The 13340-nt window shown below is 63.5% G+C and carries 15 protein-coding genes and 1 tRNA gene; 10 read left to right on the forward strand and 6 right to left on the reverse strand.

All coding sequences use genetic code 11. The features are described 5' to 3' along the window. Positions 1-102: 102 nt before the first annotated feature. Together PSEEN_RS07095 and PSEEN_RS07100 are read left to right on the forward strand one after the other, a co-directional pair. A complete protein-coding gene (locus PSEEN_RS07095; RefSeq protein ID WP_011532810.1) occupies positions 103-1257 on the forward strand; it encodes an MFS transporter in 1155 nt (384 codons plus the stop codon). Further along, positions 1257-1793 carry an oxidase gene (locus PSEEN_RS07100; RefSeq protein ID WP_011532811.1) on the forward strand — a complete coding sequence of 179 codons (537 nt, stop codon included), beginning with the start codon at positions 1257-1259 and terminating at the stop codon, positions 1791-1793. The genes PSEEN_RS07095 and PSEEN_RS07100 overlap by 1 nt, the downstream gene beginning before the upstream one ends. Before the next feature lie 4 nt (positions 1794-1797). Here the strand turns inward: PSEEN_RS07100 and PSEEN_RS07105 are convergent, their stop codons facing one another. Further along, positions 1798-2070, reverse strand: a complete 273-nt coding sequence (locus PSEEN_RS07105) for a DUF3509 domain-containing protein (protein ID WP_011532812.1) — start codon at positions 2068-2070, stop codon at positions 1798-1800. 268 nt (positions 2071-2338) lie between these two features. Here PSEEN_RS07105 and PSEEN_RS07110 point away from each other — a divergent pair, with 268 nt between their 5' ends. After that, on the forward strand, positions 2339-2860 hold the full coding sequence (locus PSEEN_RS07110; protein ID WP_011532813.1) for an ankyrin repeat domain-containing protein: 522 nt from the start codon (positions 2339-2341) through the stop codon (positions 2858-2860). Positions 2861-2922: 62 nt separating this feature from the next. After that, positions 2923-3453 (forward strand): hypothetical protein, encoded by a 531-nt coding sequence (locus PSEEN_RS07115; RefSeq protein WP_011532814.1) that lies wholly within the window; start codon positions 2923-2925, stop codon positions 3451-3453. Between the two features lie 106 nt (positions 3454-3559). Here the strand turns inward: PSEEN_RS07115 and PSEEN_RS07120 are convergent, their stop codons facing one another. After that, positions 3560-4486 carry a ZIP family metal transporter gene (locus PSEEN_RS07120; RefSeq protein ID WP_011532815.1) on the reverse strand — a complete coding sequence of 309 codons (927 nt, stop codon included), beginning with the start codon at positions 4484-4486 and terminating at the stop codon, positions 3560-3562. Positions 4487-4612: 126 nt separating this feature from the next. Here PSEEN_RS07120 and PSEEN_RS07125 point away from each other — a divergent pair, with 126 nt between their 5' ends. From PSEEN_RS07125 to PSEEN_RS07140, 4 genes are all read left to right on the forward strand, one after another. Continuing rightward, on the forward strand, positions 4613-4804 hold the full coding sequence (locus PSEEN_RS07125) for a PLDc N-terminal domain-containing protein (RefSeq protein ID WP_011532816.1): 192 nt from the start codon (positions 4613-4615) through the stop codon (positions 4802-4804). Positions 4805-4972: 168 nt separating this feature from the next. Next, entirely contained in the window at positions 4973-7051 is a 2079-nt protein-coding gene (locus PSEEN_RS07130; RefSeq protein WP_011532817.1) for an LTA synthase family protein, read from the forward strand. A gap of 140 nt (positions 7052-7191) precedes the next feature. Further along, positions 7192-7428: a hypothetical protein gene (locus PSEEN_RS07135; RefSeq protein WP_011532818.1), complete on the forward strand. Its 237-nt coding sequence runs from the start codon at positions 7192-7194 to the stop codon at positions 7426-7428. A 184-nt stretch (positions 7429-7612) separates the two neighbouring features. Next, positions 7613-7945, forward strand: coding sequence for a ribonuclease E inhibitor RraB (locus tag PSEEN_RS07140; RefSeq protein WP_011532819.1), 333 nt, complete (start codon positions 7613-7615; stop codon positions 7943-7945). A 55-nt stretch (positions 7946-8000) separates the two neighbouring features. On the opposite strand, the gene PSEEN_RS07145 is transcribed toward PSEEN_RS07140, so the two are convergent. Then, positions 8001-8807: a c-type cytochrome gene (locus PSEEN_RS07145; RefSeq protein WP_011532820.1), complete on the reverse strand. Its 807-nt coding sequence runs from the start codon at positions 8805-8807 to the stop codon at positions 8001-8003. A gap of 528 nt (positions 8808-9335) precedes the next feature. On the opposite strand from PSEEN_RS07145, the gene PSEEN_RS07150 reads away from it, so the two are divergent. Then, complete coding sequence (locus PSEEN_RS07150) at positions 9336-10070, forward strand: amidotransferase (protein WP_011532821.1); 735 nt, start codon at positions 9336-9338, stop codon at positions 10068-10070. A gap of 120 nt (positions 10071-10190) precedes the next feature. Here PSEEN_RS07150 and PSEEN_RS07155 read toward each other — a convergent pair whose 3' ends face one another. From PSEEN_RS07155 to PSEEN_RS07165, 3 genes are all read right to left on the reverse strand, one after another. Continuing rightward, positions 10191-11162, reverse strand: coding sequence for a magnesium and cobalt transport protein CorA (locus PSEEN_RS07155; protein WP_011532822.1), 972 nt, complete (start codon positions 11160-11162; stop codon positions 10191-10193). A gap of 87 nt (positions 11163-11249) precedes the next feature. Then, positions 11250-11966 (reverse strand): lysophospholipid acyltransferase family protein, encoded by a 717-nt coding sequence (locus PSEEN_RS07160; protein WP_011532823.1) that lies wholly within the window; start codon positions 11964-11966, stop codon positions 11250-11252. Between the two features lie 188 nt (positions 11967-12154). Further along, on the reverse strand, positions 12155-12844 hold the full coding sequence (locus PSEEN_RS07165) for a crotonase/enoyl-CoA hydratase family protein (protein WP_011532824.1): 690 nt from the start codon (positions 12842-12844) through the stop codon (positions 12155-12157). Between the two features lie 289 nt (positions 12845-13133). Here PSEEN_RS07165 and PSEEN_RS07170 point away from each other — a divergent pair. After that, positions 13134-13223 (forward strand) — tRNA-Ser (locus PSEEN_RS07170). The last annotated feature ends 117 nt before the right edge of the window (positions 13224-13340 follow it).

A 13340-nucleotide genomic window follows, 5' to 3' on the forward strand; every position in this document is an offset into this window, starting at 1 on the left:
TTTCGCCGGCAAGCCGGCTCCTACAGGTAGGACACAGCCTCGGTAGGCGCCGGCTTGCCGGCGAAGGGACCGCAAGGCCAAACCGAGTCATCGATCAAGCCCATGCCCTCCATCCCCTACTGGCGCCTGTCCAGCTTCTACCTCTTCTACTTCGCCCTGCTCGGTGCCACCGCGCCGTTCCTGGCCCTGTACTTCGATCATCTGGGCTTCTCCCCAGCACGCATCGGCGAGTTGGTGGCCATCCCCATGTTGATGCGCTGCCTGGCCCCCAATCTCTGGGGCTGGCTGGGTGACCGCACGGGCCAGCGTCTGCTGATCGTGCGCCTGGGCGCATTGGCAACACTGGCGACCTTTTCGCTGATCTTCTTCGCCAAGAGCTACGCCTGGCTGGCGCTGGTCATGGCGTTGCACGCGTTCTTCTGGCACGCCGTGCTGCCCCAGTTCGAGGTCATCACCCTGGCCCACCTGCATGGCCAGACATCACGCTACAGCCAGGTACGGTTGTGGGGCTCGATCGGCTTCATCCTCACTGTGGTCGGGCTGGGTCGCGTGTTCGAATGGCTGAGCCTGGACATCTACCCGGTGGCGCTGGTGACCATCATGGCGGGCATCGTCGTCGCCAGCCTGTGGGTGCCCAACGCCCAGCCGGTGGAGCAGACCGAACGGCAAGGGGCAGTGGGTTTCCTCAGGCAACTGGCGGCCCCCGGTGTGATGGCCTTCTATATTTGCGTCGCGCTGATGCAACTCAGCCATGGCCCTTACTACACCTTCCTCACCCTGCACCTGGAACACTTGGGCTACAGCCGTGGCGCCATCGGCCTGCTGTGGGCGCTGGGGGTAGTGGCCGAAGTGCTGGTGTTCATGGTGATGAGCCGGATCTTCGCGCGGGTATCGGTACGCCGGGTGCTGATGGCGAGCTTCCTGCTGGCCGCCATGCGCTGGCTGTTGCTGGGCAACCTGGCCGAGATTCCGGCGGTGCTGGTGTTCGCCCAGGTCCTGCATGCCGCCACGTTCGGTTGTTTCCACGCCGCCAGCATCGCCTTCGTCCAAGCCAGCTTCGGTGCGCGTCAGCAGGGCCAGGGGCAGGCACTGTACGCGGCGCTGTCCGGTACCGGTGGTGCGTTGGGCGCCCTGTATTCAGGCTACAGCTGGAAATGGCTGGGCCCGCACTTCACCTTTGGTATGGCCAGCGTCGCGGCACTGGCCGCAGCCGTTATCATTGCCCTCCGTCTGAAAGAAAGCAGGAACGACCCCTGATGAGCATCCTCAGTGTTTTCGACCCGTCCAGCCCGGAACTGCCGAACAAGGTGTTGACCCACCACGACGATATCGTCGCGACCCTGGCCGAACAGGGCCTGCGTTTCGGCCGCTGGCAATCGGGTGCGCGGCTGCGTCCAGGCAGCAGCCAGGCCGAAGTGCTGGAGGCCTGCCGCCAGCCCCTCGATCAATTGATGACTGCCCACGGCAGCGCGGCATTCGCCGTGCTCAGCCGCGAGGGGGGCGATCCGGGCCAGAATGATCTGCGTGACGAGCATGTGCATGACTGCGAGGAAGTGTTCGCGGTGATCAGCGGGCGCGCCCAGGTCAGCCTGCGCCTGGGCGGTTTTGTCTACGCCGTGTTGTGCGAGAAGGACGACGCACTGGTGATTCCAGCAGCGGTACGGCGCTGGCTGGACCTGGGAGATGCCCCGTTCTGCCTGGCGTTGCGCCTGTTCGGCAGCGAGCAGGGCATGCAGCCTCGCTTCACCGGCGATGCCGACGCCCGGCAGTTCCCGGGGCTCGACGAATGCTGAGCGGTCAGCGATAGGTGGGCAGGGCGAAGCGCTGCTGGCTCTGTAGCCGCGAGATCACCGGCAGGTCACTGGCCTGCTCGGCCAGGTCGCGGCGAATGGCACTGATCGCCCAGGACAGCTGTTCGGCGCTGTGCAGTTGTGCGTAGGACAGCACACGACGGGTCACCACGCCATCGGCGGCGCGCAAGGTCAGCAGGATGCCGCCGTCGGGCCGTGATTGGGTGGCGACCTGGTAGGCAGAGAAGACCGACGTGAATTTTTCCTGGATGAGGTCCATGGCAACTCCTGGCTGTTGTGTTGGCAGACGTGAGTTGAGGTTTGCAGTGAGCATGCCAGTCTTCGCATTTCAATAAAATGCTTGTAAATCAACTGGTTATATTGATTTTCAATCTCGGAGCCATTGCAATCTGCAATGTCGTGCAAAATGCACAGTGCAATTTGCACGGTCATAGGTTTCTTCTTTTCTCTCCATAGAATCTGACGTTTTGACCCCTGGTCGGTCCTTGGCCAACACTTGGCATCACGAAATTGCCAGGAGGTTCCCGATGTCCGACCAACAGCCCGCCACCCCGTCCGCCGAAGCGGCCGCAGCCTTTGCCGAGGAAGTCTTCGAACTCGCCCGTCGCGGTGATGCGCAGAGACTTGAACAACTGCTCGTCAGAGGCCTGCCTGTGGATCTGCGCACCCACAAAGGCGACACCTTGTTGATGCTGGCCAGCTACCACGGTCATCACGAAGCCGTGAGGGTGCTGCTGGCCCATGGCGCAGACCCGCTGGTCGCCAACGACAACGGCCAGTTGCCCATCGCCGGGGCGGCCTTCAAGGGTGACTTGGCAATGATCCGCTTGTTGCTGGAGCACGGCGTGCCCGTGGACGCCGCCGCTGCTGACGGGCGTACCGCATTGATGCTGGCGGCGATGTTCAATCGCCTGGAGATCCTCGAGCACCTGCTCGCCCAAGGGGCCGACCCGGCGCACCGCGACGCGGCGGGTACCACGGCACTGATCGCGGCGCGGACCATGGGCGCGGTAGACACTGCCGCGCGCCTCGAGGCGCTGTCCGGCTAACCCCCAGGGGGCGTTTGCGGCTATCCTTGGCGCCTTTTACGCCAATCCGCGGGGCCCCCCCAATGAAAGACCAGTTGCTCGAATTCATCAGCCTCATCGGCGCAGGTTGCATGCCCGATGACGTCATCGAGCGCATCGCCGACGAGGCCGCCCAGGCCTACGCCGACCCCGCCGCCTTCCTCGCCGCCAACCCGGACATCAACTACGACGACAGCTTCCCGATCCCGCTGGGCGAGTGGGTGGTGCTCGGCAGCCTGCCCGACACCGTGGTGTTCCAGGCCGACACCTACCAGGACCTGTTCCAGCAGATCAGCGACTCGTTCGACAAAAGCGTGCCGTTCACCCTCAAGCCCAAGCAGCTGGCACGCACCGAGCCGCTGACCGCGCTCAACCGCATCCAGGTGCAGATGGGCGCGCTGAACAAGGAAGCTGGCGGCTATGTGCTGCTGAACTTCAGCCAGTTGCTCGATGACGAGTTGCAGATGGTGATGGTGGGTCAGAACGACCTGGCGCGGGTGCTGGAACTGGGCGCGGCGCTGGGGATCAAGGTGGAGCCGGCGCTGGAGGCGTTGCGCGTGGCTGTGCACGTGTAGGAGTGGCTTTAGCCGCGATGCAGGCATCGCGGTGTCTGTGCCTGGCACCCGCGGCGCGGGTGATCGCGGCTGAAGCCGCTCCTACAGAGGTCGTGCCAGGGGCGTCCTACCCCAACGCGGTATCGAGGAACATCATTACCGCGAACCCGCCCATCAAGCCCAGGGTCGCCGCTGTCTGGTGCCCGTTGCGGTGGGTTTCCGGGATTACCTCGTGGGACACCACGAAGATCATCGCCCCTGCCGCCAGCCCCATGCTGATTGGGTAGGCCAAGGCGAAGCCGGTGGAAATCCCCAGGCCGATGACCGCCCCCAGGGGTTCCATCAGCCCGGAGCCGATCGCCACCAGCGCCGCCTTGAAGTTCGACAGCCCCGTGGCGCGCAGGGCCAGGGCCACGGCCAGCCCTTCGGGAATGTCCTGGATGGCAATGGCGCTGGTCAACGGCAGGCCGATGTTCAGGTCGCCGTTGGCGAAACTCACGCCGATGGCCATGCCTTCAGGCAGGTTGTGCAGGGTGATGGCCAGCACGAACAACCAGACCCGGCTGATCCGTTCGGCTTCCGGTCCGCAGGGCCCGGTGCTCTCGTGCTCGTGCGGGGTGAAACGGTCGAGCCCGAGCATCAACAGCACGCCCAGCCCCATCCCCAGCACTACGGTAAAGGCCGCGGCCGGGCCATTGCCGGTGATTTCCCGGGCGGCATCCAGGCCCGGCAGGATCAGCGAGAACGAGCTGGCCGCGAGCATCATCCCGGCGGCGAAGCCCAGCATCACATCCTGGCTGCGCGCGCTGACATCACGCAGGACCACTGCCAGCACCGCGCCGAGGGCCGTGGCGCCGAAGCCGGACAGGCCACCGAGCAAAGCCAGGTGCAGGTTGGCGGCGTGATCGCCGTTGATGGCGTTCCAGACGCTCGCCATCAGCAAGGCGAGCATGGCGAGCAGGCTCAGCACCAGGCCGGCGCTGAGCCAGGGGGTGTCGATCACCTGTTGCCGCCAGGCGCCGATCATCGAGAGTTGGGTATTGGCTGGGGGCATGCGGACCTCGGGACGGTGAATGATGGCAGTTTATCCAGCGACCGGCGTGGTCGGCCAAGGATTCCCTTCTATCGGCGTCATAGCCAGCTATGCTCTGCAACACAGTCATCTCGGGGGAGCGACGGCATGGGTTCGACCTTCAATGGCCTGGTTGGCCTGATCATCCTGGCTCTGGACATCTGGGCGATTCTCAATGTCATCAAGAGCAGCGCCGAAGTGGGGATAAAGGTGCTGTGGATCCTTTTGATCGTGCTGCTGCCGGTGGTGGGGCTGATCATCTGGGCGATCGCCGGGCCGCGGGGCAACATTCGGATATAGATGCGCTGGCGGCCATGGCCGGCGCTTCGACAAAATTTTCACACTCGATTTTTGAGAATTCGCGCCGCACAATGCGGCCTTGGTCCGTGGCCACGGTAATGGTCGGACCGCCTGGCTGTCGGCGATTGTCGCCTTCCCGCAAACCGCAATCCTAGGACCTCTCCATTCATGGCTAACACGGACGCCTTGAAGCAACAGGGCGTGCGAGGCTCGTTCTCGCCAACCCTGAAATCCCACCTGGCCTACACGCTGCTCAGCGGTCTGGTGATCATGCTGATGCTCAGCCTGGTGCGCCTGGCGCTGCTGGTCTACAACAGCGACATGATCGGCGACACCCCTTACTCGACCGTCGCTGAAGGCTTCTTCAACGGCCTGCGGTTCGACCTGCGGGTGGTGGTGTACATCAGCATCCCGCTGCTGCTGGCCTTGCTCAGCCCCTGGCTGATGGCCCGGCGTGGGCTGTTCCGCTTCTGGCTGACCATCGCCTCGAGCGTGGTGATGTTCCTCGGCCTGATGGAGATGGACTTCTACCGCGAATTCCACCAGCGCCTCAACGGTCTGGTGTTCCAGTACATCCAGGAAGACCCCAAGACCGTCATGAGCATGCTCTGGTACGGCTTCCCGGTGGTCCGCTACCTGCTAGCGTGGCTGTTCGGCACTTGGCTGCTGAGCTTGCTGTTCAAGGGCATCGACCGGCTGACCCGTGGCGCCGGTGACAGCGCCCAGGTTGTTGGCCGCCGTTCGGTCGCACCGTGGTATGGCCGCCTGGCGGTGTTCATGGTAATCCTCCTGGTGGCCGTGATCGCCGCCCGCGGCACCCTGCGCCAGGGCCCGCCGATGCGCTGGGGCGATGCCTTCACCACTGACTCGAACTTCGTCAACCAGCTGGGCCTGAACGGCACGCTGACGCTGATCGACGCCGCCAAGAGCCGCTATGGCGAGGACCGCGCCAATATCTGGAAGCCGGTGCTCAAGCAGGACGAGGCCACCCAGAGCGTGCGTGAGCAACTGCTGACCGCCCACGACACCCTGGTCGATGCCGACGAGGCCGCCATCCGCCGCGACTTCGTGCCGCCGCAGGACCGCACCCTGCCGATCAAGAACGTCGTGGTGATCCTCATGGAGAGCTTTGCCGGCCACTCGGTGGGCGCCCTGGGCAGCCCGAACAACATCACCCCGTACTTCGACAAGCTGGCCAAGGAGGGGCTGCTGTTCGACCGCTTCTTCTCCAACGGCACCCACACCCACCAGGGCATGTTCGCCACCATGGCCTGCTTCCCCAACCTGCCGGGCTTCGAGTATCTGATGCAGACCCCGGAAGGCGGCCACAAGCTGTCCGGCCTGCCGGCCCTGCTCAGCGCCCGCGACTACGACGATGTCTACGTCTACAACGGCGACTTCGCCTGGGACAACCAGTCCGGGTTCTTCGGCAACCAGGGCATGACCACCTTCATCGGCCGCAACGACTTCGTCAACCCGGTGTTCTCCGACCCGACCTGGGGCGTGTCCGACCAGGACATGTTCGACCGCGGCAACGAAGAGCTGGCCAAGCATGACGGCAAGAAACCGATCTACGCCTTGCTGCAGACACTGTCCAACCACACGCCGTACGCGCTGCCGAGCAACCTGCCGGTCGAGAAGGTCACCGGCCAAGGGCGCCTGGACGAGCACCTGACTGCCATGCGTTACTCCGACTGGGCCCTGGGCCAGTTCTTCGAGAAGGCGCGTAAGGAGCCTTACTTCAAGGAAACCCTGTTCGTCATCGTCGGCGACCATGGCTTCGGCAACCATCAGCAAGTCACCGAGCTGGACCTGGGCCGCTTCAACGTACCGCTGCTGCTGATCGCCCCGGGCATCCAGGAGAAGTTCGGCGCGGTGAACCACACCGTGGGCACCCAGGTCGACATCGTGCCGACCATCATGGGCCGCCTGGGTGGCCAGGCCCGTCACCAGTGCTGGGGCCGCGACCTGCTCAACCTGCCTGAGGGCGACGAGGGCGTGGGCATGATCAAGCCGTCGGGCAGCGAGCAGATCGTCGGCCTGGTGCAGGGTGACCGCATCCTGATCGAGTCCAAGGACATGTCCCCGCGCATGTACCGTTACCAGTTGGGCCGCGAGTTCAAGGCCGAGCTGATCGAAAGCCCCGACCAGCCGCAGATGCTCAAGCGTCTGGAGGCGTATATCCAGACGGCAACCAAGAGCCTGCTGGACAACACCGCCGGCGTGGTGCACGGCACGCCGAAGTAAGTGATACGCACCAGGGAAGCCCGCCGTCATCGGCGGGCTTTTTTTGCGTTGCCGGTCAGAACCCCTGAACGACAAGCGTGCATGGCGGTCAGCTATTACGGGTATCACTCACCGTTGCGCGTTCTAGCGAGGGCCGATCGATGAAAGAGTGGGAAGTCATCTTTGCCGACCAGAAAGGCGAGCCGACGTCGCTGCTGCTCAGTGCCGAGCAGTGCCCCAGCGAGGAAGACGCCGCGCGCGCGATACGTTCGCATCTGTTTCCGGTCATGGACGAGCTGGACCTCAACGACTTCCAGGGCCGCACCCATTCACCCACGGCGCGTTGGCTCAAGGAGCAGAACGGCGTCGTCATCACCGATATCCGCGAAGTCCCCTGAAAGCAGGCTTCTGGCGTGGTGCCTGCACAGGCACTACGCTGGAGTGAGGCACCGGCCTAATCTGCGGGCCTGTGTCGATTCGATTCGCGTCTTGCATCAGCTCTAATTGCCAGGCATGGCACCGTTGCCAGGCAGGTGCGTCGTGCACTGAAAGTCTATCCATTGCTTTGCAGGAGGACGTTTCATGAGCAGCCAGAACGAAGACATCAGCAGCAGTGTGCTGCGCCAGATGAAAGCAGGCGGTTTCGATTTCACCCGCATCCACCCCATCGAGTTCTATGCCGTCTTCCCTGACGAGGCGGGCGCGCGCCGCGCCGCTGGGGCGTTTCGCGGCGAATCCCTGAATGCGCAGGTCAGCGAGCGGGACGACGGTGCCTGGCACTTGGAACTGAGCAAGGTCATGTACGCCACCCATGGCGGCATCGGGGCGTTCGAGCAGTCCTTCGAGCGGGCCATCTCGCCGTTCGGCGGCGAGGTTGAAGGCTGGGGTGTCAAGCAGGAGCGGCCGATCGCCTGACCTGCTTGCATACGTACCTGTAGGAGCCGGCCTTGCCGGCGAACAAGGCCGTGCGCTAGCCGCCGGCCTTGCGCCCGGCCATATGCTTCAGATAAGCCAGCACCGCATCAAGCTCCTGCTCGCTGAGCACCTGGGGCGAGAAGCCTGGCATCTTCGCCTGTGGCCAGCGCCGAAGGCTCTGGGGATCACGAATGTACTGGCGCAGGAACGCCGGCTGGAAATACTCGGTGGGATTGTGCGGCAGATTCAGGTCCGGCCCCAGTTGCGCGTCGCCCGCGCCATTGAAGCGATGACAGGCCAGGCAGTTCTGCTGGAACAAGGCAAAGCCCTGGCGCACGGGGTCGTCCAGTGCCAGGGCCGGATCGGGCAGCAAGGCGGGAAAACGTGCCTCGACCGCTGCCAGGCGGCGAATCGTGGAGATCTGGAACGGCCACTGCTCCGGGCGTATGCCGCTGGCCTGGGGTTGGGTCCAGACCAGATAGAAAGGCCCCGCGCTCGGTTTCCCCGTGCCGATCGCAGGCCAGGGGTGGTCCGGATCCTCGATGGCCAGCCAGGCCTGCGCCGGGCCTGGCTGCAGCAGTGTGGCGGCCGGCATCTCGGCGGCGAAACCGTCCAGCGCGATGGCCTGGAGGTGATCACCCGGTTCTACCCCCTCAAGCAGCACGGCCAGCGGCACGGCGCGGTACCGCTGGGTGCGCTTGTAGGTGACGTCCTGCTCGATGGTGATATCGCGGGCCTGGGGGTGGCCGAGCAACTGTTCGCTTTGCCAGTGGCGGCTGGCGCTTCCCAGTTCCAGGGTCAGCTGCGCCGCCCATGAAGGCAGGGCAAGCAGCAGGCAGATCAGGGTGAGGCACGCGCGCATGGGCAATCTCCAACCATCAAGGTCGGCAGGTTACCTGCGCATTGCCATTAATGGCCACAGCGCTGTTCAACCGAACAGCCGGGTGAGGTTCGGCAGTATCAGCAGCAGCGTGGTGGCGAAGAGAATGAGCCCTGCTTGGCGTACTTTCGATTGTCTGAACATGGCGGACCGCCTTCTTGTTGTTATTCCTGAATAACCCTTGGCTTCCCTGTCGCGCGTCGGGTCGATCGCAGTGGCACGATGTAGCGCCGTCTCTGCTTGCCTCTTGTGTCTGGGTATACAACCAACAGTAGGGCCCGCGTCATCCCTGTTTCAGAACCCTTTGTTCTAACCGGTATTTCAGTGAGTTCAACTGGTTTTAAGGCCACTGGCCACATCGCTGCCACGCTGGGGCTAGACGAGTGCGCGGGCAGGGTTACCAAGGGTGACAGGGCCTACCGTTCGTCTGGACATCCTACTTGCTTGTGCGGGCCTTTCGCGTCAGTCTTTACAGCACTTCCCACACACATGTCGTTCAGGACTATCCCTATGTCGTTACGCATCTGCATCCTTGAAACCGATGTCCTGCGACCGGAGCTGGTTGCGCAGTACCAGGGCTATGGAAGGATGTTCGAGCAGCTGTTCTCGCGTCAGCCGGTCGCCGCCGAGTTCGACGTGTACAACGTAATGAACGGCGACTACCCCGCGGACGACGCAGTTTTCGACGCCTACCTGGTGACTGGCAGCAAGGCTGATTCGTTCGGCAGCGACCCGTGGATCCAGACCCTCAAGGCCTACCTGCTCAAGCTCTACGAGCGTGGTGAGAAACTGCTGGGCGTGTGTTTTGGTCACCAACTGCTGGCGCTGACCCTCGGTGGCAAGGCCGAGCGTGCCGACAAGGGCTGGGGGGTGGGGATCCATCGCTACAGCCTGGCGGCCCATGCGCCGTGGATGGACCCTGAAGTGACCGAGCTGACGCTGCTGATCAGCCACCAGGACCAGGTCACCGAAGTGCCTGAGGGCGCCACGGTGATTGCTTCCAGTGACTTCTGCCCGAACGCCGCCTATCACATCCGTGATCAGGTGCTGTGCTTCCAGGGGCATCCAGAGTTCGTCCACGACTATTCGCGCGCGCTGCTTGATGCGCGCCAGGACTTCCTGGGCGAGGAGGTTTACCAGAAAGCAGTGGCCAGCCTGGCGAGCGAGCACCAGGGCGATCTCGTGGGTGAATGGATGTTGCGCTTCATTCAGCAGCCGGCCAAGACGGGCGATAGCGCGGTGTGATCGTCGGGCCAGCGGTGTGTCCTGGCCCGGCTATGCCGGGCATCGCCAGCAAGGCTGGCTCCTACGGGTTGCGCAAGATCGCCGCGGTACCTGTAGGAGCCAGCCTTGCTGGCGAATGGGCTAAAGCCAACCAGATCGTTTGAAGCTGTAGTACAACCCCGAACACCCAAACCCGATGACCCCAAGCACGGCGAAATAGCCGTAATGCCAGCCCAGCTCCGGCATGTTCTGGAAGTTCATCCCGTAAATCCCGGCAATCGCCGTGGGGAACGCCAGGATCGCCGCCCAGGCCGCGAACTTGCGCTGGGTGATGCTCTGGCGCGACGACTCCAGCAGCATGCCGATCTCGATGGTCTGGCTGGCGATGTCGCGGATGCCGGCCAAGTCTTCCATCTGCCGTGTGACGTGGATCTGCACGTCGCGAAAATACGGGCGCATGTTCTTGTCGATGAACGGGAAGCTCAGGCGCTGCAACTCCTCGCTGACCTCCACCATCGGCGCCACGTACCGGCGCAGGCGCAGGATATCCCTGCGCAGGCTGTGCAAGCGCTGGATGTCCTCTTCCTTCAACGAATTGCTGAGCACGCTCTGCTCCAGCTCCTCGATCTCGCCATGGATCGCCTCGCTGACCGGTTGGTAGTTCTCGGTGACGAAGTCGAGCAGGGCATAGAGCACGAAGTCTTCACCATGTTCGAGCAGTAATGGGCGCGCCTCGCAGCGCTGGCGCACCAGGGCGTAGGACTTCGAGTGGCCGTTGCGGCAGGTGATGATGTAGCCGTTGCCGGCGAAGATGTGGGTTTCGATGAACTCGAGCTTGCCTTCGTGGCGTACCGGCGAGTAGGTGACGATGAACAGCGCGTCGCCGAAGGTCTCGAGCTTGGGCCGGCTGTGTTTTTCCAGGGCATCCTCGATGGCCAGCTCGTGCAGGCCGAACTGGCGTTGCAGGTTGGCCAGCTCCTCGGCGTTGGGCTCTTCCAGGCCGATCCAGACGAAGTGCCCGGGCTTGCGGGCCCACTCGGCGCCTTCGTCGAGGCTGATGTTGGTGACCTTCCTGCCGGCGCTGTACACCGCCGACGCGACGACTCGACCCATGGTTGTCCGCTTATTCGGTTGAACACCGTGACAGCTTGGGCTGTAAGGCGGCCCGGGGCAACCTGTGGGGTGTGAAGAATTGCCCGTCTACACGGCGAGTTCGTTTTCCATGTGGTCGATGCAGTGCTGCATTTGCGTGCGGCACTGCTCGATCAGCGCGGGGATGTCCTGCGTGCTGAGGCCAGTGGTGGCGATGGGGGCCAGGGAGCGGATGATCACCGTGCGCCGGCGCCAGCTGTTCAGGCCCAGGCGCCCGGTGTAGCGGCTGACGCACACCGGCACGATCGGCACGCCGGCCTCGATTGCCATGTGGAAGGCGCCTTTCTTGAAGGGCAGCAATTGCTCGCCCGGGTTGCGGGTACCTTCCGGGAAAATCCAGATCGAGGTGTCGTCGCGCAGGGTACGGGTGGTCGCTTGCATCGCCTTGCGTGCCTGGTAGGCGTTCTTGCGATCGACCAGTACATTGCCACCCAGCCAGAACAACTGGCCGAACAACGGGATCCAGCCCAGGCTCTTCTTGCCAATGGCGACGGTACGCCGAGGCACCACCTGGCCGAGGATGAACAGGTCGTAGTTGGATTGGTGGTTGGCGATGATCACGCAACCGGGTGGCTGGTCCCACAACGGACCGACTTCGGCCTTTACCCGAATACGCATGAACCAGGCGGCCGGCACACTGTAAAGGCGGGCGAACACGCGGCTGTTATCGGGGTTGAAGGGGCGTAGCAGGCCGATCAGCAGGCCCAGCACGCCAACCAGCAGGAAATGCAGCGCCAGCAGGAGCATGCGCAAGATATAAAGCATGGAACGGCTCACACCAGACAGTCGCGGCGCAGTGTACGGGTGTGCACTGTCCGGGGCAAATACTCGGTGAGCGTCAGGCGGGTCTTTGTAGGAGCGGCTTCAGCCGCGATGCGGTCATCGCGGTGCCTGGCACCCGCGGCGCGGGCGATCGCGGCTGAAGCCGCTCCTACAGAGGAGGAGGCTGGCGATCAGCCCATGTGGTTCTGGTCCTGCAGGATCGCCTCGTCCAGCGCTTCCAGCAGGGCTTTGCGCACCTTCAGCTTGGTGTTCTTGTGCGCCAGCATGTTCAGCTTCTTCAGCTCGCGGGCCGCCGCCAGGGCGGCTTCATGCAACTGTTCGGCCGGCACTACCTTGTCAAGGAAGCCGGCTTCGCGCGCGCCCTGCGGGTCGAAGATCTCGGCATTGTTCACCGCGCGCTGGAAGGCGGCGCGGGTGAGGCGGTCGCGGGCCAGCTCAATGCCGGCGTGGTGCATGGTCATGCCGATCTGCACTTCGTTCAGGCAGATCTTGTAGGGGCCTTCGACACCGATGCGGTAATCGCCCGACAGCAGCAGGAAGGCGCCTTTGGCCACGGCATTGCCGGGGCTTGCGACAATCACCGGGAACGGGTGCGACAGCAGGCGGCGGGCCAGGGTGGACCCAGCAGTGACCAGGCCGACGGCCTCCTTGGGGCCGGCGGTCATCACCTTGAGGTCGTAGCCGCCGGAGAGAATGCCCGGCTGGCCGGTGATGATCACAATGGCACGCTCTTCCACGGCGCGGTCGAGTGCGGCATTGAAGGCGACGATGAGATCCGGCGAGATGGCGTTGACCTTGCCGTTGTTCAGGGTCAGGGTGGCGATGCCGTCTTCGGCGTGGTAGGTAATCAGCTCGCTCATGGCAGAGTCCTTTGGATGGCGTGGCGACGACGTTACCCAGCGGCGCCTGCCAGGTAAAGCGTCAAGACTGACCGGCCAGTCAGCGCCAGGCCGGCATCCCTTGGCTAGCCGGGGTGGGGCTTTGGCGGTGGGGAAAAGCGCTGGGCACAATGGCAGCATTGCCTTGATAAGCCAGCGTTTTCGGGGAATTGGCTTAAGCGCATGAAAATTCTGAAAAAAATGCTTGCCAAAGAAAAGCTCTTCTACTAAATTAGCGCGCCTCGACAGGCTGAATAGCTTGAAGAGAAACGGTGAAGTGTCCGAGTGGTCGAAGGAGCACGCCTGGAAAGTGTGTATACGAGAAATCGTATCAAGGGTTCAAATCCCTTCTTCACCGCCACATTCTACGAGAAGCCCCCGAGTCGAAAGGTTCGGGGGCTTTTTGTTTTCTGGCCCTTTCGCCGGCAAGCCGGCTCCTACAGGTTTGGCGTCGCTCTTGAGGCCGGCGCCGTACTTG

The sequence above is a fragment of the Pseudomonas entomophila L48 genome (assembly GCF_000026105.1).
Classification (GTDB): Bacteria; Pseudomonadota; Gammaproteobacteria; order Pseudomonadales; family Pseudomonadaceae; genus Aquipseudomonas; species Aquipseudomonas entomophila.

Bases quoted from the DNA above. Each gene is read 5' to 3' on its own strand.
- PSEEN_RS07155 (WP_011532822.1), bottom strand. From the start codon at position 11,162: ATGGGTCGAGTCGTCGCGTCGGCGGTGTACAGCGCCGGCAGGAAGGTC.
- PSEEN_RS07115 (WP_011532814.1), top strand. From the start codon at position 2,923: ATGAAAGACCAGTTGCTCGAATTCATCAGCCTCATCGGCGCAGGTTGC.
- PSEEN_RS07100 (WP_011532811.1), top strand. From the start codon at position 1,257: ATGAGCATCCTCAGTGTTTTCGACCCGTCCAGCCCGGAACTGCCGAAC.
- PSEEN_RS07095 (WP_011532810.1), top strand. From the start codon at position 103: ATGCCCTCCATCCCCTACTGGCGCCTGTCCAGCTTCTACCTCTTCTAC.
- PSEEN_RS07105 (WP_011532812.1), bottom strand. From the start codon at position 2,070: ATGGACCTCATCCAGGAAAAATTCACGTCGGTCTTCTCTGCCTACCAG.
- PSEEN_RS07125 (WP_011532816.1), top strand. From the start codon at position 4,613: ATGGGTTCGACCTTCAATGGCCTGGTTGGCCTGATCATCCTGGCTCTG.
- PSEEN_RS07150 (WP_011532821.1), top strand. From the start codon at position 9,336: ATGTCGTTACGCATCTGCATCCTTGAAACCGATGTCCTGCGACCGGAG.
- PSEEN_RS07110 (WP_011532813.1), top strand. From the start codon at position 2,339: ATGTCCGACCAACAGCCCGCCACCCCGTCCGCCGAAGCGGCCGCAGCC.
- PSEEN_RS07140 (WP_011532819.1), top strand. From the start codon at position 7,613: ATGAGCAGCCAGAACGAAGACATCAGCAGCAGTGTGCTGCGCCAGATG.
- PSEEN_RS07160 (WP_011532823.1), bottom strand. From the start codon at position 11,966: ATGCTTTATATCTTGCGCATGCTCCTGCTGGCGCTGCATTTCCTGCTG.
- PSEEN_RS07135 (WP_011532818.1), top strand. From the start codon at position 7,192: ATGAAAGAGTGGGAAGTCATCTTTGCCGACCAGAAAGGCGAGCCGACG.
- PSEEN_RS07120 (WP_011532815.1), bottom strand. From the start codon at position 4,486: ATGCCCCCAGCCAATACCCAACTCTCGATGATCGGCGCCTGGCGGCAA.
- PSEEN_RS07130 (WP_011532817.1), top strand. From the start codon at position 4,973: ATGGCTAACACGGACGCCTTGAAGCAACAGGGCGTGCGAGGCTCGTTC.
- PSEEN_RS07165 (WP_011532824.1), bottom strand. From the start codon at position 12,844: ATGAGCGAGCTGATTACCTACCACGCCGAAGACGGCATCGCCACCCTG.
- PSEEN_RS07145 (WP_011532820.1), bottom strand. From the start codon at position 8,807: ATGCGCGCGTGCCTCACCCTGATCTGCCTGCTGCTTGCCCTGCCTTCA.